Origin of the sequence: Haliscomenobacter sp. (assembly GCF_033763495.1) — a bacterium.
Taxonomy (GTDB): Bacteria; Bacteroidota; Bacteroidia; order Chitinophagales; family Saprospiraceae; genus Haliscomenobacter.
This window is the reverse complement of sequence record NZ_JANRKL010000233.1, coordinates 19,281-42,230: the sequence shown is the minus strand read 5'-3', so window position 1 is coordinate 42,230 and position 22,950 is coordinate 19,281. Positions and strand designations below refer to the sequence as shown.

Annotated in this window: 16 protein-coding genes; 8 read left to right on the top strand and 8 right to left on the bottom strand. The window is 47.7% G+C overall.

Features of this window, described 5'->3' with window-relative positions; translation table 11 throughout:
• Positions 1 to 21: 21 nt before the first annotated feature.
• On the bottom strand, positions 22 to 1,401 hold the full coding sequence (locus SFV55_RS27675; protein WP_320032835.1) for an FAD-binding oxidoreductase: 1,380 nt from the start codon (positions 1,399 to 1,401) through the stop codon (positions 22 to 24).
• Positions 1,402 to 1,571: 170 nt separating this feature from the next.
• Here SFV55_RS27675 and SFV55_RS27670 point away from each other — a divergent pair, with 170 nt between their 5' ends.
• The 3 genes from SFV55_RS27670 (at position 1,572) to SFV55_RS27660 (ending at position 5,244) form a co-directional block, all read left to right on the top strand.
• Positions 1,572 to 3,425: a carboxylesterase/lipase family protein gene (locus SFV55_RS27670; protein ID WP_320032834.1), complete on the top strand. Its 1,854-nt coding sequence runs from the start codon at positions 1,572 to 1,574 to the stop codon at positions 3,423 to 3,425.
• 90 nt (positions 3,426 to 3,515) lie between these two features.
• Complete coding sequence (locus tag SFV55_RS27665) at positions 3,516 to 4,436, top strand: Rpn family recombination-promoting nuclease/putative transposase (RefSeq protein ID WP_320032833.1); 921 nt, start codon at positions 3,516 to 3,518, stop codon at positions 4,434 to 4,436.
• A 10-nt stretch (positions 4,437 to 4,446) separates the two neighbouring features.
• Complete coding sequence (locus SFV55_RS27660) at positions 4,447 to 5,244, top strand: hypothetical protein (protein WP_320032832.1); 798 nt, start codon at positions 4,447 to 4,449, stop codon at positions 5,242 to 5,244.
• Positions 5,245 to 5,562: 318 nt separating this feature from the next.
• Here SFV55_RS27660 and SFV55_RS27655 read toward each other — a convergent pair whose 3' ends face one another.
• Positions 5,563 to 7,206, bottom strand: a complete 1,644-nt coding sequence (locus SFV55_RS27655) for an amidase (protein ID WP_320032831.1) — start codon at positions 7,204 to 7,206, stop codon at positions 5,563 to 5,565.
• A 101-nt stretch (positions 7,207 to 7,307) separates the two neighbouring features.
• Here SFV55_RS27655 and SFV55_RS27650 point away from each other — a divergent pair, with 101 nt between their 5' ends.
• The gene (locus tag SFV55_RS27650) at positions 7,308 to 8,582 is read left to right on the top strand and encodes an aspartate kinase (protein WP_320032830.1); all 1,275 of its coding nucleotides are present in this window, start codon (positions 7,308 to 7,310) and stop codon (positions 8,580 to 8,582) included.
• A 181-nt stretch (positions 8,583 to 8,763) separates the two neighbouring features.
• On the opposite strand, the gene SFV55_RS27645 is transcribed toward SFV55_RS27650, so the two are convergent.
• The 3 genes from SFV55_RS27645 to SFV55_RS27635 are packed head-to-tail and all read right to left on the bottom strand — an operon-like array spanning position 8,764 to position 11,894.
• The gene (locus SFV55_RS27645) at positions 8,764 to 9,315 is read right to left on the bottom strand and encodes a cob(I)yrinic acid a,c-diamide adenosyltransferase (protein WP_320032829.1); all 552 of its coding nucleotides are present in this window, start codon (positions 9,313 to 9,315) and stop codon (positions 8,764 to 8,766) included.
• A gap of 51 nt (positions 9,316 to 9,366) precedes the next feature.
• The gene (locus SFV55_RS27640) at positions 9,367 to 10,707 is read right to left on the bottom strand and encodes a DUF2911 domain-containing protein (RefSeq protein WP_320032828.1); all 1,341 of its coding nucleotides are present in this window, start codon (positions 10,705 to 10,707) and stop codon (positions 9,367 to 9,369) included.
• A gap of 56 nt (positions 10,708 to 10,763) precedes the next feature.
• Positions 10,764 to 11,894 (bottom strand): DUF3179 domain-containing (seleno)protein, encoded by a 1,131-nt coding sequence (locus SFV55_RS27635; protein ID WP_320032827.1) that lies wholly within the window; start codon positions 11,892 to 11,894, stop codon positions 10,764 to 10,766.
• A 204-nt stretch (positions 11,895 to 12,098) separates the two neighbouring features.
• Here SFV55_RS27635 and SFV55_RS27630 point away from each other — a divergent pair, with 204 nt between their 5' ends.
• Both SFV55_RS27630 and SFV55_RS27625 read left to right on the top strand, forming a co-directional pair.
• Positions 12,099 to 14,639: a TonB-dependent receptor domain-containing protein gene (locus SFV55_RS27630; RefSeq protein WP_320032826.1), complete on the top strand. Its 2,541-nt coding sequence runs from the start codon at positions 12,099 to 12,101 to the stop codon at positions 14,637 to 14,639.
• The gene (locus SFV55_RS27625; RefSeq protein ID WP_320032825.1) at positions 14,566 to 15,390 is read left to right on the top strand and encodes a hypothetical protein; all 825 of its coding nucleotides are present in this window, start codon (positions 14,566 to 14,568) and stop codon (positions 15,388 to 15,390) included. Before SFV55_RS27630 ends, SFV55_RS27625 begins: the two co-directional genes overlap by 74 nt.
• Before the next feature lie 127 nt (positions 15,391 to 15,517).
• On the opposite strand, the gene SFV55_RS27620 is transcribed toward SFV55_RS27625, so the two are convergent.
• The 3 genes from SFV55_RS27620 to SFV55_RS27610 form a co-directional block, all read right to left on the bottom strand.
• Positions 15,518 to 17,899, bottom strand: a complete 2,382-nt coding sequence (locus SFV55_RS27620) for a family 78 glycoside hydrolase catalytic domain (RefSeq protein WP_320032824.1) — start codon at positions 17,897 to 17,899, stop codon at positions 15,518 to 15,520.
• Positions 17,900 to 18,203: 304 nt separating this feature from the next.
• Positions 18,204 to 19,436: a multidrug effflux MFS transporter gene (locus SFV55_RS27615; protein ID WP_320032823.1), complete on the bottom strand. Its 1,233-nt coding sequence runs from the start codon at positions 19,434 to 19,436 to the stop codon at positions 18,204 to 18,206.
• Positions 19,437 to 21,725: an NADP-dependent malic enzyme gene (locus tag SFV55_RS27610; RefSeq protein ID WP_320032822.1), complete on the bottom strand. Its 2,289-nt coding sequence runs from the start codon at positions 21,723 to 21,725 to the stop codon at positions 19,437 to 19,439.
• Between the two features lie 240 nt (positions 21,726 to 21,965).
• On the opposite strand from SFV55_RS27610, the gene SFV55_RS27605 reads away from it, so the two are divergent.
• Together SFV55_RS27605 and SFV55_RS27600 are read left to right on the top strand one after the other, a co-directional pair.
• Positions 21,966 to 22,541, top strand: a complete 576-nt coding sequence (locus SFV55_RS27605) for a DUF4240 domain-containing protein (protein WP_320032821.1) — start codon at positions 21,966 to 21,968, stop codon at positions 22,539 to 22,541.
• Complete coding sequence (locus SFV55_RS27600) at positions 22,537 to 22,884, top strand: hypothetical protein (RefSeq protein WP_320032931.1); 348 nt, start codon at positions 22,537 to 22,539, stop codon at positions 22,882 to 22,884. The genes SFV55_RS27605 and SFV55_RS27600 overlap by 5 nt, the downstream gene beginning before the upstream one ends.
• Positions 22,885 to 22,950: the final 66 nt, after the last annotated feature.

Genomic DNA, 22,950 nt, shown 5'->3' with positions numbered 1-22,950 from the left:
GAAATACCTCAAATCTAACAGTCAAAAAATTTTTCCAGGATTTAATATTCCATGCGGATCTAATGTACTTTTTAATTGCCTCATCAAGGCAATTTCAGCAGGATTTCGACTCAGGTGCAGCCACTCTTTTTTCTCCAAACCTACGCCATGCTCCGCTGTGATTGAGCCACCAATCGCTGTCAATGGACCAAATACAATCTCCTCGACCTGATGTCGGGTAGCCCGATCATTTTGCCCGCAAGATACAAACAAGTGCAAATTGCCATCACCCATGTGCCCGAAGACATACAAGAACACTTCGGGCCAAACTGCTCTAAGCCCCTGGCGAATCTCCTCCGTGTAAGTCTCCATCGTAGAAATGGGCAGACTCACATCAAACAAAAACACCGGCTGATGTACCGAAAAAATAAAATCCACCTGCTCCCTGATGCCCCAGAACCAGTCCAATTCCTGCTGGCTTTGGGCCAAACAGGCATCCGCAATCAGGCCAATTTCAAAGGCTTTTTCCAGGGTTTCTTGAAACAATCGCTGGTCATTTTCAGGATGATACCCCGCCGTTTCCAGCAATACGTAATAGGCGTGATCCTGGGGCAGGGGAGGGGCGTGCCGGGCAGGCGGTGAAGTCATCAATCGGTAATAATCTTGCCACAATAATTCATAGGTTGTCAGGGTATGCCCCAGCGTTTTTTTGGCAAAATTCAAAAAATCACAGGCTTGAGCAAAACTGTTGAGGGCCAGGTAAGCAGTGTTGCGGCTTAAAGGCAAAGCCTCCAGTTTGAGCACTGCCCGGGTGACGATACCCAGCGTGCCCTCCGAACCAATGAACAAGTGTTTGAGGTCATATCCCGCATTATTTTTCAACAAGTGATTCATGGAGGAAATGATGGTTCCATCGGCTAGCACAACTTCTAGGCCGAGTACCAGATTGCGGGTAACGCCAAAGCGCAGCGCCTGCAAGCCGCCTGCATTGGTTGAAATGTTGCCGCCAATCATACAACTGCCTTTGGCACCAAGGTCGAGCGGAAAAAAGAGACCAGCAGCATTTAATTGAATTTGGAGCTGTTGCAACCCTACTCCAGCTTGTACGGTAGCAGTTTGATTGTCTACATCGATGGCTTCAATGGTGTTCATCCGCTCCAGGCTCAGGGCAATTTCGTGGGGCTGGGTTTGTACTCCTCCCACCACGTTAGTTAGACCACCATGAGGGACAATGGCTTGTTTGGCTGCGTGGCAAATTTGTAACGCTGTAGAAACTTCTTGTGTGGTTTGAGGCAATAGAAGGGCCCGGCATTGTAAGTTTTGGGCGTTGACCCAATTGCTGGCCATACGCTGGGAGGCTTGTTCCGCTGTTCGAACACAGTCGGGGCCTAAGGCAGCGAGGAGTTGTTGTACGATATCCATGTGGGTGAGCATTGAAGCAAGCACAATGTACACAAATTGAGGAAACTAAGAGCTTTAAGTTAAATTTCCTGAAATATTTTTTACTCAGACAAAATTTTCTCATTAATTTAAAATTATAAAATTAAACCAAAACCTCATCGAATCGTCAAAGGCGGACAAAACCCAAACCTATGCGCCAATTTTTACCTTACTTCCTTTTCCTGAGCCTTTTTGCAAACATTTTGCCCGCTCAAATCAATGTGAACACGATCTATGGCCCCATTTCAGGCACCACTGAAGAGGGGGTGCTGGCATTTAAAGGAATTCCCTACGCCAAACCACCAGTAGGGGAGCTGCGCTGGCAAGCACCACAACCGCCAGCTCCCTGGAGCCAAACCAAAATGACGATTGATTTTTCACCCAAATGCCCCCAAAAAAACTATAGTCCAACTCAAGACAGCGCGACTACAGAAGGGGAGGAGGATTGCCTCTATCTCAATGTATGGACTCCGGCTTTGGCCGGGAAACGCCCGGTGCTATTCTTCATTCACGGAGGAGGAAACCAGCAAGGTTCAGCATCAGAAACCCTGAATGGTGGGGCCTTTTTGTACACAGGAAAATTCCTGGCTTCCCGCAAAGATGTTGTGGTTGTTACCATCAATTATCGCTTGGGTGCATTGGGCTTCATGTCACATCCTGCACTTGCAACAGCCAGCAGCTCCAAGACTTCAGGCAATTACGGCACTATGGACCAGATTCTAGCCTTGGAATGGGTCCGGGACAACATTGAAAAATTGGGTGGCGATCCAAACAATGTGATGGTTTTTGGAGAATCAGCAGGTGCGGTGAACACCTCTCTTTTGTTGACAATACCCTCTGCGAAAGGCTTGTTTCATCGAGCAGGGATCCAGAGTGGTTCACCTGTTGCTGTTCCTTATATTGTAGGTGAAAACTTCAGCAAGTCCTTCGCCTCCCGTATGGGTTGCGCCACTGGCAGCCTGGATCAGCAGTTACAATGCTTGAAGGCCTTGCCCGTTTCGAAAATCATCGCTGAATTGGAAAGCCCGCTTGCTGGTGGAAAAGTGAGTTTGGGCTGGGGCCCGGTAGTCGATGGCCTAGTGATCCCCAAAGACCCGACCACGGTGATTTTGACTGGCCAGCATAACAAAATGCCGGTTCTACTGGGCTCGAATGCCGATGAAATGTCCGCTTCTAGTCCCCTGGTGGTGACTCCGGCGCAGGTGCGCACCCTTTTTGATGCCTATGTGCCCGAGGCTTACGAAGCTGAGGGTTTAACCCTATATCCTCCCGGAACGACCAATGCCCAGGCACGGCAGTCTTACATTCAAACCTTGACGGATGCCCAGTTTACGGCTCCAGCCCGCCGCTTGGCGAAGGGATTGGACGTCTCTCAAACGGAACCTGTGTGGCGGTATTTATTTTCACATGCCCAAGCTGGGGTAGGGGCTATCTATGGAGCAGCCCATGGACTGGAATTGCCCTTCCTCTTTCAAAGTGTAGAGGAGACGACCTACGGTAAAGGAGCTTTATTCAACAGCAATGACAAATTAGTGGCAAAGGCGCTGATGGACTATTGGACCAATTTTGCCCGTACAGGGAATCCCAATGACACTGGCCTCACGGTATGGCCTGTTTATGATTACCAAAAAGATCCTTATCTCGACATTAAATCTCCAGTAGCCAGTGCAGAAGGCTTGCGTACGCAAAAAAGTGATTATTGGGATCGGGCAAGGGGAGTGGCTACTTCGACTCGACAGCCTTTGTCACTAATGGGCGTAAAGATGGAGGTAGCGACTATTTATCAGGAGGGGGCAAGGATCAAGTTGAACCTGGAAGAGGGCCTGAAACTTCGTCTGGAATTGTTTAATTTGTTGGGGCAAAGGCTCAGGTCGGTATTTGAGGGGGAATTGAGTGCGGGGGTGCATGAATTGGATTTACAAATCCCTTCGGAGGTAAACGGGTTAGTGATTCTCAGAGCTGAGGCTGGAAGTGGAAGTATGGCGGTGAAGGTTTGGAAGCCTTAAGCAAAACGGCTTGAAATAAATAATTTGAACACAAAAAATTACCCACTTTCAATCCCTAAAACATCTTATCTTTGTTGAAAAATCAAAACAATGGCCAAAAAGCTGATCCGCTTCGACTGGGCGATGAAGAAAATGCTTCGCCACAAAGCGAACTTTGACATCCTCGAAGGTTTTTTGTCGGAGTTGCTTGGCGGAGACGTGAAAATCAAGCAAGTGCTTGATAGCGAGAGCAACAAGGAGACTGAGGATGACAAATTCAACCGAGTGGATATTCTAGTGGAAAACGAGAAAGGCGAACTCGTCATCATTGAGGTGCAAAATACGCAAGAACACGACTACTTCCATAGGATGCTTTTTGGTGCCTCGAAAGCCATAACTGAACACATTAAGGAGGGTTCAGCGTACGCCAACGTAAAAAAAGTCATATCCATTACCATTGCCTATTTCGACTTGGGGCAAGGAAAAGACTATGTTTATCATGGTACGAATGTGTTTAAAGGTATTCACAAAGGCGATATTTTAGGGCTTTCGGAAAAGCAGATTGAGGCGTACAACAAAACCAAAGTACATGAAATTTACCCTGAGTATTGGGTGATTAAGACGAGCAAGTTCAGCGGACGGGTAAATGATAAATTGGACGAGTGGGTTTATTTTCTAAAAAACGCCGAGATCAAGCCGAGCTTTTCCGCACGAGGATTGAAAGCGGCCAGCGAAAAATTGGTTGAAATGAAACTGCCCGAAAAAGAAAGGGCCGCATACAATGCTTATCTTAGGCACATGATGAGCATATCCAGCAGAAATCATACGATTGAGATTGACGCTAAAGTGATTATCAAAAAGGCAAAAGAAGAAGGGATAATAGAAGGGAAAATAGAAGGAAAAGAAGAGGAGCAAAATAATACCATTGCCAAATTACATGGTAAAGGCAAATCAGCAGCAGAAATCTCCGAACTTTTGGACTTGCCACTTGAAAAAGTCATAGTGGTGATTGATACCTTGAAAGACAAATAAACACGCCTCCATGACCAAGATCATCTTCAGCCTTTTCCTTGCCCTAGCCTTATTCGCCTGTGACAGCAAAAGCACAAGCTCCAAGAACCCTCAAATGGAAAGCAAATTGGCAATTGCCAATGAAAGCATAGCCCAGTTGCAAGGACTTTGGATTTCCGAGCCTTATTTGAAGGACATCGAAACGAGTAAATCCATTTACAGCAGCAGAGACTACCGCACCAAAGTCCAAGGATTTACACTTGACGCAAAGAATTTGCAGACTGACTCGGCGTTTTTAGAAGGATTTACCCCGCACGAAATTGGCTACAGCAGCCCCATCAAATACGACAGTGTTAAGGGCAAATTCATAAATGACCTGGCTCGACTTTCGGATTTCCCCGCTTTTTCAGACCCTTTTGAACTGGACTACGATGGAAACAAGCATTTAAAAATGTATTTCTCACAGACAAAGACCTTCGATGAATACCGGAAAGTGGATACGGACTTACAATCCGAATTGAGGAAAATATTGATTGCAGGAAAATACAAAACTACCACGGTGCCAGCCGAAATCCAGTTCGACAAGGATGGTAAAGTCCGTAACTTTAAAGACTTCAAATATTACGAATTGATCACCGACTTTGGAGAAGGGATCGAGTACGATGCCATTCTATTCTTTAAAACGGTAGAAGGGGGCAATTGGGTCGATGGTGAAATTTACCATTTTAAAGTTGTTCCCAATGGTCTTCAATTGCAGTTGCTGAAACCGAACTGGGAGACCATGGAACATATAATTAGTAAGGAGATACTTGCGCTGCAACGGAAATAGCAGTAGACGCTGGCTGGAATCGATATGCGTTTATACTCCCCAATCCATCTATCATCCTGGACCCCCGCCTTCAGTTGAGGGCTCAAGGCCACCCACCTACTCACATTTAACATCCTTCCAAAGGCCCACATCTATCACAATTTTAGGATGTTAGCCTCTGGAAGGATGTTAGATGTGAAGAGTGGGGACGCCTGAATCCACCCGTTGAAACGGGCGGTTACAAGATGTTAGATGCGGTTGGTGCCACAATGCCTGGATGACGAATTTGTATTGATGCTATAGATATCCCCGAACATCCATTATTTCACGCACCCACCCCTACAACACCGGATGCTGCTTATGATGCGTCGTCGCCTCCTGATACACCTTTGCCAAATTCAAAATTTTCCCCTCTTCAAACAACCTCCCCGTAAAACTCAAACTTGTCGGCCTCCCATTGCGGAAACCATTCGGGATCACCACACAAGGATGCCCCGTATGGTTGGTGATGTTCAAACTGCGGCTACCCCAGGAAGGATGCACGTACACATCCACCTGCTCGAACACCTTCTGCATGTCCTGCATCAGTTTGGTGCGCAAACGATTGGCTTTGATGTATTCCACCGCCGGAATAAAGCGCGACTCCCGGAAAGAGTTGGGCCAGGCATTTTTGATTTGGCGGCGCATCAAATCATCCCGACCACTCAGCGTCAATTCATCAAAGGCGGCGGCGGCTTCGGCAGAAAGGATGACGCTCAAATCGGGTGATTCAGGTAGTTCGATGGGCACCAATTTGAAGCCCATTGCCTTCAGTTTTTCCAAGGCCACACTATCCTGATCGTGAAAAGCATAACGCCGATCAAAATCTTTTTTCAAATAGCCAATTTTCAATTGCCGTGGATCAGCACTGGCATCGTAATGAAAAGCGGCCGGAATGAGCGATACATCCTGCGGGTCTGGTCCCTGGATGGCGTTGAACACAATCGCACAATCTTCCACGGAGCGACAAATCGGCCCAATTTTATCCATTGACCAACTCAGCGCCATTGCCCCGTGACGGCTTACCCGCCCATAGGTAGGCCGCAGCCCCGAAGTACCACAAACGGTGGATGGAGAAACAATTGACCCCAAAGTTTCCGTCCCAATCGCAAAGGGCAACAAACCTGCCGAAACCGAAGAAGCTGAACCCGCGGAAGAACCACTCGACCCTGCTTTGGTATCCCAGGGATTGCGGGTCATTTCGCCAAACCAGACGTCGCCCCAGGCCAATTCGCCCATGGTGAGTTTGGCGCAAAGCACCGCCCCGGCAGCCTCCAATTTTTTGATCACCGTGGCATCGTAATTCAGCACCTGATCCTGGTAGGGCACCGACCCCCAGGTGGTTTTGTAGTTGCGGGTAGCCAGCAGGTCTTTGGCGCCATAGGGGATGCCGTGCAGCAGGCCGCGGTATTTGCCCGCCTTGATTTCTGCATCGGCCCGTTTGGCCTGTTCGATGGCCAGGTCCTCGGTCAATGTAATCACACAATGCAGTTGCGGATCGTATTTTTTGAGGCGGTTCAGGAAAAAACGGGTGAGCTCCTCGGAACTGATTTGACGGGTACGCAACAATTCGGCCAATTCCCGCACGGTACACCAGGCCAGGTCGTCGCGGTTTTGGGGCAAACGCACTAGCGGCACTTTTCCAAAATTGACTTTATCTGGCCCGGTAGGGATTTTCATGCCGGGCAGCAAGGGGTTAAACCAGATTGCAGGCCCTAAATCATTGGTTAAGTTGGTTTTTCGGTTGGCTACATAACTGTTGCGCGCATCTTCCAAACCGGGCAACAAGGAATCAATTTCACTTTGGGTCAGCTCAAGTCCGGCAATTTTTGCCGCCCCAACCACGTCTTCACTGCTGATTTTGTCGCCAAAAAAACGCCCACTAAAGGCGCCCAGGACAAAAATGATGCTCAAGAGTAAAAAGAGTCTGAAAGTTTTTTTCATCCTATCCATATATTTGCAGCTTTATTTCGGGTATGCTCCCGAAGAATTAGGAACGATTGAAAAATCACTGGCTTTTTAAATTGTTCCCTAACAAACATACAATGAATCAGCGCAGTAAAGTGTTCAAGTTTGGGGGTGCATCCGTAAAAGATGCCGAAGCGATCAGAAACGTAGCCGATATCCTGCAAAAATATCGACAAGAGACACTCATGATCGTTGTGTCCGCAATGGGTAAAACCACCAACGCCCTGGAAAAAATAGTCGAGGCCCACGCACAACAGGATGGCAAAGCCCTGGAATTACTGGAAGAGCTTAAACTCCAGCACTACCGCATCATGGCTGAGTTGTTTGAGCCAAACGATGAAGTATACGCCCTGGTCAACGACACCTTTGTGGAAATTGAATGGGTGTTGGACGATGAACCGCACGACAATTACGATTACATGTACGACCAGATCGTATCGGTAGGGGAGTTGTTGTCCACCAAAATATTGTGTGCTTACCTCAATAAGGTTGGTTTACCCTGCCAATGGCTGGATGCCCGTGATGTGGTCCAAACCAATGAATTGTACCGCGAAGCCTGGGTGCAGTGGCAGGAAACGGAAGAGCGTTTTTTGAAAAATGCCCAGCCAATGCTCGATAAAGGAGGTTTTGTGGTTACCCAAGGCTTCATTGGGGCTACGCAAGAAAATTTCACTACCACTTTGGGGCGGGATGGATCGGATTATTCGGCGGCCATCTTTTCGTTTTGTGCGAATGCTGAAAGTATGACCATTTGGAAAGACGCACAAGGGGTGTTCAGCGCCGATCCCAGATTTTTTCCTGAAGCCAAAATGCTGAGTGAAATGTCCTACGATGAGGCCATCGCCATGACTTATTACGGGGCTAAAATCATCCATTTAAAAACGGTCGGTCCGCTTCAACGCAAACACATTCCACTGCATGTACGTTCGTTTTTGGAGCCTGAAACCAGCGGTACTCTAATTTCTGAAAACGAAGTGGCTACTTATCCACCGCTGTTGGCTGTAGAGGTCAATCAAGCCTTGCTGAAAATCACCAATAAGGATTTCTCCTTTGTGACCGAGCAGCATTTTAGCGAAATCTTTGCGGCCATTTCGGATTTGCGCATGCAGGTGACTTTTATCCAAAACACGCCATTAACCCTCTACATCTCGGTGTTCAATCAGGGTGAAAAAGTAGCCCAACTGGCTGAACGCATTCAGGAAACCTTGGGCACCGAAGCGGTAACTGGGTTGGAGTTGATCAACATACGGCACGCTACGCCGGAATTGTTAGGCCAATTGCGCAACACGCGTAAGGTTTTGGTGGAGCAGACGAATGGGGCCACCGCGCATTTGGTGGTGGAGAAGAATTGAAAGCCAGATTGGTGGAATAAAGAGATTTTTTTTGTGCGGCTCCGCCGCTTGTTTTTTTCACCACAAAAGGAACCTAAGGCACCAAAGGGGCACCTGAGTAAAAAAAGCGTCATCTCTTAGGTGTCCCTTTGGTGCCTTAGGTTCCTTCGGTGGTGAAAATAAAAATGTCAACTCAGAAATTTTATTTCCGCGCAAACCAACTCACTTCCTCCACCCCCAAATCCTGCGCCATTTTCCGCGACAACACAAATAAATAGTCCGATAAACGATTGAGGTAACGCAACAAAATCTCTTCTACCGGCTCATTTGCTGCCAGCGCCACCACCTGCCGCTCCGCCCTGCGACAAACCGTACGAGCGATGTGGCAGTAAGAAACACTCGGGTGCCCACCCGGTAAGATGAAGTTTTTCAGCGGTGGCAAATGCGCATCCATCTGATCCATTTGTTGTTCCAGTGCTTCAATATCCGAGTCGAGCAAATCGGGGGTGCTCATAGATTTGTCCGGGTCGCTCGCCAGATTGGCACCAATGGTGAACAGTCGATCCTGGATTTCCTTCAGAACATCACGCGTAGCCTCATCGGCCAAACTGTCGCGCACCAGACCCAGGTGTGCATTCAGTTCATCCACGGTGCCGTAAGCCTCTATGCGCAAATGGTATTTGGGCAAACGTTTTCCGCCAAAGAGCCCGGTTTCCCCTTTGTCACCCGTTTTGGTGTATATTTTAAAAGCCATGGTTTTTTTCGCAAAAATAGACCTAAAGTTGATACCTGTTCAAAGGAATAGCTAGAACCTGGAAAAATCATCCACGGCTGCGGCCGCTTTGAAGTCGGCTTCGCCCACTTTTCCACCTTCATCCGAATCGTAATCGGTCAAAATTTTCCAAACCCCATTCTCTTTGCGCAGGAAAACATGGAATTTTCCGTAGGCAACCCAAGGCGCACCTTCTTTAGGATAACTGGTGTATTTGAAATAACCCCTTTCAGAAGCGGTTGTTGCAGAGGCAAAACGTTCAAAAAAACGAAACTCAATGCTGGTTCGGTTACCGTTCTCAAGGGCCCAGGCAAAACTCTGTTCGGATTGAGCGGCATATCCAGCCAGGTCGAGGCTGCTCTTGCTACCTCCATTGGCCCGCACAAATTCCTTGGAATGCAAACCGATGTACTTGGCCGCGTCATTGCTGGCATAAGCCTCGGAGAAGGGCGTCCAGATGTCGCGGTTGATGTCGCGCAGGGCATTTTTGGCGGCCAGGGCTTCTGCCTGTTTGTTTTTCCAGCGTTTTTCGGTTTCAATTACGTCCATTTCGAGGGCTCCAAAGACACCTTTTTCTTCTTTATTGTCGCCTTTGGCTATCGCCCGAATTTTTTCGGTACTGGCAAAAGCCCCTTTGTAATCGTCTTTTTTGGCTTGCCAGAGGGCTTTTTTCCAGAGGTTCCAGACGTGCTCACCTGCTTTCAGGCTTTCGTCGAGGTATTTTTGCGCTTCATTGAGTTTGCCAGCTTCGGTCAACAAATCAGCAGCTTCCGCTTGCAAGAACCATTTTTGCGCAGCATCGGCTTTGGCAATCAGGCTATCGTATTGGGCAATAGCTGCCGGGATAAAGTCAACTTTAAAGCGGACATTGACTTTTTTGTTGTCCCACAGCAAGCTGATTTGCCCTTCTTCCAGACTTAGCTCTTCGATCTGATAGGCGAGGCGCTCCAATGGTTTTTCCAGGTTCTCTGTTCTTGCGCCGACCCTCAAGGCGTCCTTGGCCTCATTGTAAATAAAGGCGCCCCATTGTTTGGAATCGGTGTTGAAAACTGCCGTCCAGCCTTGATTTTGACGTGGGATGAGAAAGAAAGCGTAAGTACCTGCGGGCAGGATTTTGCCTTCCATTTTAATAGGTGTACTAAAGCTGATGGTGGTGGCGTTGTTGGCCCCGGCGCGCCAGATTTTGTCAAAAGGCACGATACCGCCCCAGATTTGACGCCCTCGCACGCCAGGAGAAAAGTATTGAATGTTGATGTCGGTGAGTCCAAGTCGGTAGGACACACTGGCTTTGGCGCTTTTTTGGGGTAAATTGTTTTGGGCGGACAGGCTTTGTAGTCCACACAATAGCAAGAGCAGGATGATTAGATTTTTCATATACAGTCAGATTGGTGATCAAATACTGGGCTAAGCTACAAAATTGGCTAAAAATCCTACCGTGCATCCCCGTGAAAAGTCCGCCAACTGTGCCAAAATTCCTGGTAAGCATTGATCTTTTTCAAAGATGTCATGCCTGGATCCAGGGCTACCCCGTACCAATTGTATCGAAAAATTTGGCTATACAAGGTATCACCCTTCATGCTGATTTTTTCCAGATTGGGGCGTTCAAAGGCCACAAAACTTTTGTTGTCCTTTGCCAGGACAATTGCAATGGGGGTGCTGCCCACCGTTCCGTTGAGTATTCGTTTTTCTTTCAACTCATTCCAGTCAAAAGCTTTGCTGTATTGCCCTACCTGAATGCCAACCACCCAGGATTTATCCTTCCAGGACAAACTATCCGTGCGGGTGAGTTTGCCTTTTTTATTGCCGTTTTCGTAGTTTTTTTGTTCAGCATATTCTTTGGTGTAGGCTGAATCAGGCTGCATCACCTTGCTGTTGGGATGGAATTTTAGCCACTGTCTCAGGCTCATTTGGGAGCTGGGCAACTCAGGCAAAATTTTTCCTTTAAGCGGCCCAGCAACGGCTTGACCATTCTCTTGTCGCCACCAGGAATGGGTGCGAGAGTCTTCAAACATGGCATTGAAATGATCCATACCCACCAGGCGGAATTCCTCAAGTTTGTCTTCAATTTTTGGGTTAAAAACTCTACCTGTTCGGCATACATTGCAATAAGTAACCATGACAAACTGGCCTCCCACTACGTCGCGCACCTGATGATGATAGGCAAGATACTGGATGGGATAGGCACTGGCTTCCCCATTGACGGTAACTCCAATGACTACCCTGTTGAGTGAAACTTTGTTATTCTGACTGCTGTTCATCACCAATTCGGGTTGGATAAACATCTTTTCGGCGGTCATTTTATAGTTGAACTGATAGGCCACAAAAGCCCAGGGCAGCAGGGCAAGTAAGGGAATCCATACCGATTTGAAACGAGCCCGCCAGAAGCTATAAAGGGTCAGTATTCCTAAACCGATGCGGATGTACCAACGCCAGGAATACAAAAAATAAGCCAGACCAATGCTATCTATTTGTTGACTGCCGGGCATGGGCATGATGAAATAAACATTGGCGATTTCGAAGGCAATCATCAAAAAAACGGCAAGGTAAAATAGTGCTTTCATGAGGCGAAACAGGGTTTGGAGATGCAATAAATGTTAGAGAAAGATTTGCCAAAATAAACAAAATTAGGATGTGATTGTCGCAAAGAGGAAAACTACCCTCCATCGCTCATTTTCCCTATCTCCATCTCGTTGATATTCGTGTTCATCTACTTTTTTTTGTAGCTGATGGCTTACGAAGCAACTTTGAGGCATCAAACTTAAGCCATGAAGAAAATTTACCCGACTGTTTTTTTTACCACCCTCTTTTTTCTCACCCTTACACCAGCATTTGCACAATTTCCGATGGGTGTTCCGACCACAGCCATCCAAGGCCCCAAAGGAAATGTAAAAGTTACTGGTATCCTGATCGATTCCTCTTCGCTCAAAGCGGTGGAATACGCTAGCATTGCCCTCTACAAATTGTCCAACGGTCAAGCAGTAGATGGAACTGTTTCGGATGAAAAAGGCAAATTCAGCTTCAGCAAAATAGAAGCTGGGGAGTACAAATTGCTGATTTCTTTCTTGGGCTACCAAACGAAAACCATTGATAAACTGAATTGGACCAAAGGGCAGGAATTTGACCTAGGGAGCATCAAACTCAACCCCGTGGTGAAAACCCTGGACGAGGTCACCATCACTGGCACAACGGACCTGATTGAAGAAAAAGTGGACCGCCTGGTGTACAACGCTGAAAAAGACATTGCAGCCAAAGGCGGCGATGCTACCGATGTGTTGCGCAAAGTCCCAATGCTTACAGTGGATCTGGACGGCAACGTTAGCCTGCGCGGTAGCCAAAACGTCAAGGTGTTGATCAACAACAAGCCCAGCACCATCATGGCCAGCAGTGTCGCAGATGCCATGAAACAAATTCCAGCCGATCAAATCAAAACAGTCGAGGTCATCACCAGCCCATCGGCCAAGTACGATGCGGAAGGTTCAGCGGGCATCATCAACATCATCACCAAAAAGAACAGCCTGCAGGGGGTGAACCTCAACGTTGATGGTGGGGTAGGCAATCGTGGTTCCATTCTCTCGCTCAATGGCAATTACCGCAAAGGAAAGGCTGGGTTTACCTTGGGTGGTTTTGGTCGGGCCAATTACAATACGGTTACCAAATCGAGTTTGGAACAAAGTAGTACAGCTCAAGGTCTGACCACCACCGTGCGGCAAACCGGAGACGGCTACAGCCAAGGCCTCTTCGGCCAATACAACCTGGGCTTCGATTATGATTTGGCCAAAAACCAAAGCATCACTGCAGGAGCCAGGTACGGTGTACGCAACATGAGCTTTCAGCAGGACTTCCTGACCAAATTGTTCAGCAATGGCCTGGAGACGGGGGCCTCTGGCCGGAACGTAGACAGCAAAAACCTTTCGGGCACTTTAGACGTAAACCTGGATTACGTCCACACCTACAAACCGCAGAAAGAATGGAGCATCTCTACACTCTACAGTCGCAATGACCTGACCAACAACTTCGATGCCGATCTGCTGGACAACAATGGCTCCCTGATTAGCCGCCAGCGCAACGACAACGACAACCTGAACCAGGAGTTTACGGTGCAAACCGATTACCAGACCCCGATCAAACGCAATCAAATGCTCGAATTTGGGGGCAAAGGGATTTTTCGCCAGGTTGACAGTGATTACCGCTTTTTGATCGCCAACCCTTCTGGTGAATACAATACCGATTTTAACCAACCTGCGGGTGCCTTGACTTACCACCAAAACATCGCAGCGGGCTATACTTCCTATACCTATACCACTAAAAAACGCTACACTTTTAAAGGTGGCTTGCGTTACGAACACACCATGATCGATGCGAGTACCCGCGAAGGTGGAGTGATCGGGATTGGGGATTACGGAGTTCTGGTACCCAGTTTCAACGCTTCCAAAACTTTCAAAGGGACTACGGTAAAACTGGCCTACAATCGCCGGATTCAACGCCCAGGTTTGCAACAGTTGAACCCAAACTTCAACAGTGCCAATCAGCAAAATATCACGGTGGGTAACCCTTCATTGCGGCCCGAATTGACCAATAATTACGAACTGACCTTGAGCAAAACCATCAAAAAAACCTTTGTAACCAGTTCGTTTTTTGCGCGCACCACCAACAACGCCATCCTGCAGGTGACCAAACCTTCGGATACGCTGGCTGGTGCGGTGATCACGACCTACGAAAACATTGGGCACCAACAAACCTATGGTTCTAATATCTTTTCCAATGTGGCTCTGACTTCCAAAATCAACATCGGGATATTCCTGAATGTGCTTTATTCCAATTTGGAAGGGCAGATCGCCAATGCTGGAGGAGTTCTGGAAACCAACAACAACTCCGGCTTCAACGTCAGTGGAGGGATGTTTGGTCAGGCCCAGTTTAAAAAGGGCTGGGGGGTACAGGCCTTTGGATTCTTGCAGGGTTCACAAGTGCAGTTGCAAGGTCGCCAAGGTGGTTTTACCTGGTATACTTTGGGCGTCAAAAAGGACTTTAAAGACAAAAAGGCCAGTTTGGGACTGGCTGCGGAAAACTTCCTGGGCAATCGCTTCAATATCCACACTGTGCTTAATTCGCCTCAATTCAGCCAGGTTAGCGACGTTTTCCTATACAATCGTGGCTTCCGACTGACCTTTACCTACAAAATTGGCAAAATGAGTGCGATGGAAATGCCTCGAAAAAAAGGCAAATCGGTGAACAATGACGACATCAAAACCGATGGCCAAAGTACTGGCGGGAGCGTACCTGGAGGAGGACAACAAAATCGACAATAACTCAACTTCTTCTTTTTTAACTCAAAAATCAAGAGCAATCATGAAAATCAAACTGTTGTGCATGCTGGCTATTGCCACTTTATCTTTTGCATTCGTTAATGGCCAAACCATAGATGAAATTGTGGCCAAACACGTGGAAGCAATGGGTGGAGCTGATAAGTTAAAAACGGTAAATACCATATTGACTGAAAGAGTCCTCGCTGTACAGGGTATGGAAATTCCCAGCAAAAGTGTCATTGTAGTCGGAAAATCCATGCGTTCAGAATCGACCGTGATGGGTAACTCAATGGTGCAAGTGGTACAAGGAGAAAAAGGCTGGAAAATTATGCCTGCCATGATGGGCGGAACTGGCGAACCTGAAGACATGACTGCTGAGGAAATCAGACCACTGCTCGGACAACTTGATCCATTTGGGGCATTGTACAACTACACGGAAAAAGGCAACAAAGTCGAGTTGGTAGGTAAGGAAAAAGTGGACAAAAAGGACATGTTCCATTTCAAAATTACCGCCAATGGGGTAGTTATGGATGAGTACCTGGATGCCAGCACTTACCTCGTGTACAAAGTAACCAGTAACGTTGGTGGCCAGGAAGGGGAGTTGGTTTTTTCCGGCTACGAGGTAATCGATGGCATCAAAATGGCCAATACCATTGATATCACCAGTCCGATGGGGGCCTTTACCATGATCACGAATAAAACAGTGATCAATGGTCCGGTGGATGAGCAGATTTTCGCGAAGCCTGCAAAGTAATTAACCCTGAAGTGAATCTATGGTGCCTTAGGTTTCTTAGGTGGTGAAAAATACGCTGCCTGCTCTGCAGGCTTTTTTCTTCACCACCTAAGAAACCTAAGACACTCAAGAAATCACTAAAGCAGCTTTACAGCACAAACTTATTTACCCCAGTTTTCAACACCAAAACCTGCCCTTTCCACATCAAACTCCCCGTGGTCTTCCCCGGCAAATCAACCTGAATGTTCCACTTGTTTTGTACCCATTCATAACTCACCGTCAGGGCTCCATTGGGATGGGGAATGCTTCCACTGATCTTTTTAATCTCACCAAGATGAGGCTGGATTTTCACTTTTGCAAAATTCAAGCCATCACTTTCAATACCCAGCAGGGTACGAAAAAACTCAATATTTGGGCTAGATCCCCAGGCGTGACAGTCGGAGCGAGAGGTGTTCACTTCGGAAGTTTCCGCCCAGGTGCTCAGCCCCATCTGGATGTTTTCCCGCCATTTGTCCAACCATTTCAGGTAATCGTTGCCCATTCCAGCTTTTACCAAAGCCTGATGCAGGTAGTATTTGAAATAAATGGAAGCCGGTGCCAGGTCGTTGTCACTCAGCAGCTTTTTTCCCAAAGCCACAAGCTGCTCAGGTGCAACTGTGCCGGTCAGGATGGCCAGTGAATTGCTATGTTGAGAAAACAGGTCTTTTTCCATCCGATCTGCGTACATGCCTTTACTGACATCCCAATATTTGCTTTGGATGGTTTTTTTGAGTTGGGCGGCTCTGGCCTGGTAAATCCCGGCGGATTCTTTGATGCCCAGTTTGTTTTCCAAATCAGCGGCCAATTGATAGGCCCACAACAATTGTAAATCCAGCATAGCCGAGCTGCCATCTTTACTCAGTGGCCCACGACCAGCGACCCATTCTTTAGCAGTTACCCAGTCGGTGAACATCCAGTAGGGAACATCATGCAGGGAACCATCCGCACCTTGGAAGCCCCGGAAGTAGTCCAGAATCTGCCGCATCCCGGATAACTTGTTTTTGACAAAAACGATGTCTTTGCCATAGCGGCTGTAGTCGTGCAACATGCCGATGTACCAGAGGGAAAAAGTCGGGATGTACTGGGGCGTATAGGAAGGATGCCGACTCAGGGTTACCCCTTCCGGCTGCCGGGATTGGTCCATCTGATCTAGGGCCTGGCGCAAAAGTCGTTCATCACCACTGTTGTACAAGGACACCATGGCCTGAATGCGGGCGTCTCCGATGTACTGCAACTGTTCATAATACGGGCAATCCATGTAGGTTTCCACGGCACAAAGTCGGGCAGTGCGCCAACCGATCTCCAGCATTTTTTGGATCTCTGCGTTATCGGTATTCAGACTTGAATTCAATTGGAAGGGATATCCGGTGAAATTGCCGGAAACGTCGTGCAGGGTCAGCGCTTCGTCCTTGGTGATGATGCGTACTTGTACATAGCGGTAAGTCCGAAAATTGAGGGTGGTGAAAGTCTGATTGGCGCTACCATCCGAGAGTAAACTGTCTTTTCGCCCAATCATCTGTTTGCCTTCGACTTCGTTTCGATTGCCTTTGTTCGGGTTTTTGCTGAACAAAGCCTCGGCATATTGTAATGAAATACTTCCTCCTTTGCCTCCACTGAATTGCAGGGCAGGGTAGGCATTGGTCAGATGGCCTTGGTCTAGGAGGATGATAGCAGTAGTATTGGCGGGGATGTTTAAATCCACTTTGTTGGCGGGGAACCCAGCTGGAATTTCAATTCCTTGAACTTTGGCGACCTTTGCAAATCGTTCAGCTTTGAGCTCCATCTGTGGTAGGGTGGAAGGGATCAACATCCAACCACTGGGTGTGCCGTATTGCCCCTGGATGTTTTTGGGGTTGCCCGCAAAAATGGTTTTGGCATTTTTCCAGTCCGCATCCGGGAAATCGAGACTTTGCCAATTCTTGGCTTGTTTGGACAACTGCACCAATTCTCCAGGTCCGGTTACATAATAGGTTGCAAGTGAAACCCTGATGGGCGTGTAACTGCTGTCGTGTTGGCATTTCCAGCTGCTGTTGGTGTTGATGAGGTTCAATGCCTCGGTCGCACCTTGTACGATGAAAGCAGTTTGTAAACTGATTTGGGCCTCGGGGCGCCATTCGGCTTCGTTCCAAACTTGGGCAGCAATGACGTTTTTTCCAGATTTAAGATAGGGTGCAATGTCAAGGGTTTCGTAATGCCAGTGTTGCAGATCGCCTCGAACTGGACCCAGTGAGACCATTTTTTCATTGACAAACAATTTATAGCGGTTGTCGGCAGAGACATGGATGACAAAGGTGGCGGGTTGACTGGCTAACTCAATGGTTTTGCGGAACAAATACACGCCATAACCATTGGGTGGCGCGCCCGGAACCGTAATCCAGGAAGCTGACCAATTCTTTTGTAAAATTACAGGCGCAATATTTTGGCTGGAAACGAGTCCGCAATGGAAAATCACACCAAGCAGGCAGGCAGTTTGAAGCAGGATTTTTTTCATCGATGTGTTATTTGATCTGATTGCTTTAAGAGCCTAAAATAGCACTTTCCCGGTGCATTTACCTACCTGAACTTACCTGCCTTTAGCGTTTGTATGCAATCAGCGCTTTATTTTACCCAAGCTCCAGAACCCCCGACCCCTAAAGGGGAGTACATATTAGGTAAGTTTAAAATCTTACTTTTTAATTGAAAAGTTAAAATCTTAGGTTACCAAAAATGTACTCCCCTTTAGGGGTCGGGGGTTGGCAGACCTCAGCACAACTCTGCGCTGAATGCACCTTTTTCTAATGTTAATGAGATTGGCTTTAACTTTCCAGCGCTTTATTTTTGCTCCTCACCCAATATTGCACTCCAATGCTCACACTAATGATACCCATCATGGCGACGACCATCGGCAAAGCAGAGCCTTTTTGGAAATAACTCAAACCAGCAGTAGTCAAAGCACTGCAAGCCATTTGAATGCTGCCCATCATGGCGGTGGCACTACCCACGTTTTGAGTGAAAGGCCGCAGCGCCAGGGCCATGGCATTGGGGGTGATCAAACCCAAACACAACATGAAAGCACACAAGCCCAGCAGCAAAATAGGTACATTAAAGGCGTATTGCACAATCAGAAAAAGCCCCCCACAAACCAACAACTGTACAATTGCCGCAACCAGCGCAATCTGTTCACTCCGGAATTTTTTCAACAATATTCGATTCAACTGATTGCTCAGGATGAGGCATGAAGCAGTAGTAGCGAATACCCAGCCAAATTGTTGTTCTGTCAAACCCAGTAGTCGGATAAAAATGAAAGAAGAGCTGGAAATCCAGGCGAACAAAGCGGCACTCGCCATGGCCGCCACAAGGCTATAGGCCAAAAAATTGGGCGTACGCAGCACCGACCAATAATTGCCCAGAACCGCTTTGGGGTGTAACGAATAATTGGCATCCGAACGTTTGACATGGGGCAACCACCGGTACAAAGCAAAAAACAACACCGCAGCCATGATGGCCAAAAGGAAAAAGATACTGCGCCAGTCAAAATAGTACAAGACCCAGGAGCCCACACTAGGCGCAATGATGGGGGCAACACCCATGATCAGGGCCAAAGTAGAGAAGATACTCGCCGTTTGGTCGACTGGAAAAATATCCCGCACAACTGCCCGGCTCCCCACCGCGCACATGCTGATGCCCAGGGCCTGAAAAAAACGCAAACTGATCAACCATTCAATACTTGGAGCCAAAGCACAGCCCAGGGAAGCCAGTAAAAATAAACTCAAACCCAGCAACATCGGATATTTGCGACCAAATCGATCCAACACCGGGCCATTGATGATTTGCCCAACGCAGGAACCGATAAAAAAACTACTCATGGAAAGGGTAACTAGGCCAATATCCGTTTGAAAATGCCGGGCTATAGCTGGAAAAGCAGGCAAGTACAAGTCGGTAGTGAAAGGCATCAAGCCATTCAAACTACCAAGCAAAATGATGACGCTGCGTGGCCGCAGCTCAGTTGTTCCCGAGGAGGGATGGTGCAGCGTCATCTTTCTGCTCAATTATTTGATGGTTTGTGCATCCACCACTGCAATGGCGATCATGTTCACAATTTCCCGCGTCGTACTGCCCAATTGCAAGACGTGAGCTGGTTTTTTGAGCCCCAGCAAAACCGGTCCGATTTTTTCAATGTCGGCTACTTCCTTAACCAGGTTGTAGGCGATATTGGAAGCCGAAAGGTTGGGAAAAATTAACAGGTTTGCACCGCCACCAACCAGGTCGCAGAAGGGATGGTTTTCCTGCAGTAATTCCTGATCAAAAGGCAAGTGGGCTTGCATTTCACCATCTACGACCATCTCAGGGTGTTTGGCTTTCAACAACTCCGTGGCCAAACGCATTTTAACCGCATCTTCACCATCGGCGCTCCCAAAATTGGAGTAAGTCAACAAAGCAACGCGAGGCTTGATGTTGAACTTTTCAATTTCTTTGGCAGCCAATTCAGCAATTTCTACTATCTCTTCCGCGCTTGGATTGAAGTTGACGGTGGTATCGGCAAGGAAAAGTGGCCCAAAACGACTCATCAGGATGTACATGCCCGCCACTTTTTTTACGCCTGGCTGGCGACCAATGATTTGTAGGGATGGCCGTACCGTATCGGGGTAATTGCGGGTCATTCCTCCAATCAGGGCATCCGCTTCACCAATTTCTACCATCATGGCTCCGAAGTAATTGCGGCGGCGCAAGATGTCGTGGGCTTCGGATTTGTTAAACCCTTTCCGCTTGCGTTTTTCGAAAAACAAGTCACCATATTTTTCTAAACGGGCTTGTTCCGATTCGCTTTGAGGCCGCATTGGATCAATGATGCTGACATCTTGCAAATTCAACTGGTTTTCCTGGATCAGGGCATGGATTTTTTGGACATTGCCCAGCAAAATTGGTGTGGCGATCCGCTCGTCCTTGACCTGTTGGGCGGCTTTGAGTACGGCCAGGTTCTCGGCATCGGCCAGCACCACCCGCTTGGGGTTGCGCTTGGCCTGGCTGATGATGGCCTTGGTAAGGGTATTGTCTAGCCCGAGGCGTTTGGCCAACTGGGTTTCGTAAGCATCCCAGTCTTTGATCGGGAATTTGGCCACACCCGAATCCATCGCAGCCTTAGCCACGGCTGGTGCCACTGCGGTGAGCAAACGGGGGTCGGTGGGTTTGGGGATGATGTACTCCCGGCCAAAAGCCATATTTTCTTTGCCATAGGCCATGTTGACGATGTCAGGTACGGGCTTTTTGGCCAGTGCTGCCAGGGCGCGCACCGCTGCAAGCTTCATGGCTTCATTGATTTCTTTGGAACGAACGTCCAAGGCACCACGGAAAATGTAGGGAAAACCCAATACGTTGTTGACCTGATTGGGATAATCGCTGCGGCCAGTGGCGATGATGATGTCTTCCCGGGCAGCAGTGGCTTCCTCGTAACTGATTTCAGGGGTGGGGTTGGCCATTGCAAAAACGATGCAGTCTTTGGCCATAACCTTAACCATTTCCTGGTTCAATACATTGCCTTTGGAAAGGCCGATGAATACGTCAGCACCTACGAGGGCATCAGCCAGCGTTGTTTCGGCAGGAGCGTGGTCGTTGGCAAATTCACTTTTTTTGCCATCCAGATTGGTGCGGCTGGGGTGGATCAAACCTTTAGAGTCAAACATGAACATGTTCGCTTTTTTGGCACCCAGGCTATGGTAGAGTTTGGAGCAGGAAATGGCCGAAGCCCCCGCGCCATTGACCACGATTTTGACTTTGTCAATGTCTTTCCCCACAATTTCTAGTGCATTCAACAAGGCTGCTGCGCTGATGATGGCGGTGCCGTGCTGGTCGTCGTGCATCACCGGGATATTCAATTCGGCTTTGAGGCGCTCTTCGATTTCAAAACACTCGGGAGCGGAGATGTCTTCCAGGTTTACGCCACCAAAAGTGGGCTCAAGAATTTTCACCGTCCGTACAAATTCGTCGACATCCTTGGTGTTCAACTCCAGGTCGAATACATCGATGTCGGCGTAGATTTTAAACAACAAGCCCTTGCCTTCCATTACGGGTTTGCCTGCTGCCGGCCCAATATCGCCCAGGCCCAATACCGCAGTTCCATTGGAAATAACGGCGACCAGGTTGCCTTTGGCGGTGTATTTGTAAACGGCTTCGGGGTCGGCCTCAATTTCCAGGCAAGGTTCGGCTACACCAGGGGAATAGGCCAGGGTCAAGTCGCGCTGGGTAGCGGTTTCCTTGGTGGGAATCACTTCGATTTTTCCCGGGCGTCCTTTGGCGTGGTAATGTAGCGCTTCTTCTTTTAAGGTTTTATTTGTGTTCATTTCGGTAAAATAGGTTGAAAAAGATTCCAAGCTAAACAAATTAGCTTGGCTCTGCAAATGTCTGCTTTGTTCGGCTAGGCTACAAATTAAAGGTCGGGAAATTCTGTGCAGAATTGGGACTTGTTTGGGCGGGAGAGGGATACGAAGAATTATACAAACTTAATTTTCTTTTTCGCTCAAAAAAGTTTATTTTTGTTTACCCTGTGTATTGGTCAATAGGTGAAGCATAACTTTTTCAGTATGACGCAAACCATTAAAATTCCCATTCGGGCCCTGAATGAAAACATGATTCGCGAGCTGCAGGAGAAATATCCCGAAGGCGAAATCAGCGTTGAACTAAACCAGGATCACTTAAAGAATCCATTGAGCGAGAAGCACTTTTGGGAAATCATCGCATTGTTGGATTGGGAAAAAGAAGAAGAGGACGACGCTGTGTTGGTGCCAGCAGTGGCTTATCTGGAGCAAGGGCCGGTGCGTCACATTTTCGAATTTGCCGACATCTTGTCAGAGAAGTTGTACACCTTGGATGGTCTCGCCTTTGCCAAGCATATTGGTGAAGATGCGTGGGCGTTGGATCGTTATTTTTCTGTAGATAATTTCCTTTATGCACGCTGTTGTGTGGTCGCCAATGGCCAGGAAGCCTATGAGGCTGTTCTGAAAGACCCTAGCCTAATGCCCAAAGATCTTACTTTTGAGGCACTGCTTTACCTTCCTTCAACCGCCTATACCCGTAAAACCAAGGCTAAGTACGAATATACCCCTGCTTTTCCAATTGAAACCTATAGCAATGAACAGGCTTGGGATGTAGAAGATTAGGTATGAAGTTTCATGGCACTCCAATAAAAACAACAAAGAACACCATCTGTATGGCGTTTACGACAGCGAAGAAGATGACCTTTTTAAATATGGAATTAGTGACAAGCCTATTGAAGAAGACGGTTATTCTTCACGCATGCGGGAGCAGGTAGATTATCTCAATCGAGCAGTAGGTTGGATTCGTTTTTTTGCTAAAGTCCTTATCAAGGGAATCATGGGAAAGGGAAAGGCCAGAAAGATCGAGGATGAGCATGTTGATGACTATAGACAGAAATACGGACGAAACCCTAGAGGAAATGTGAATAAGACGAAAAAACAGCGGGAAGAGGATGGTGAGATATAATTTGCAGTTTTCTCTATTCCTTATTTCTCGCTCATTCCTTACTTCTGATCTCACAATTAGCAATTA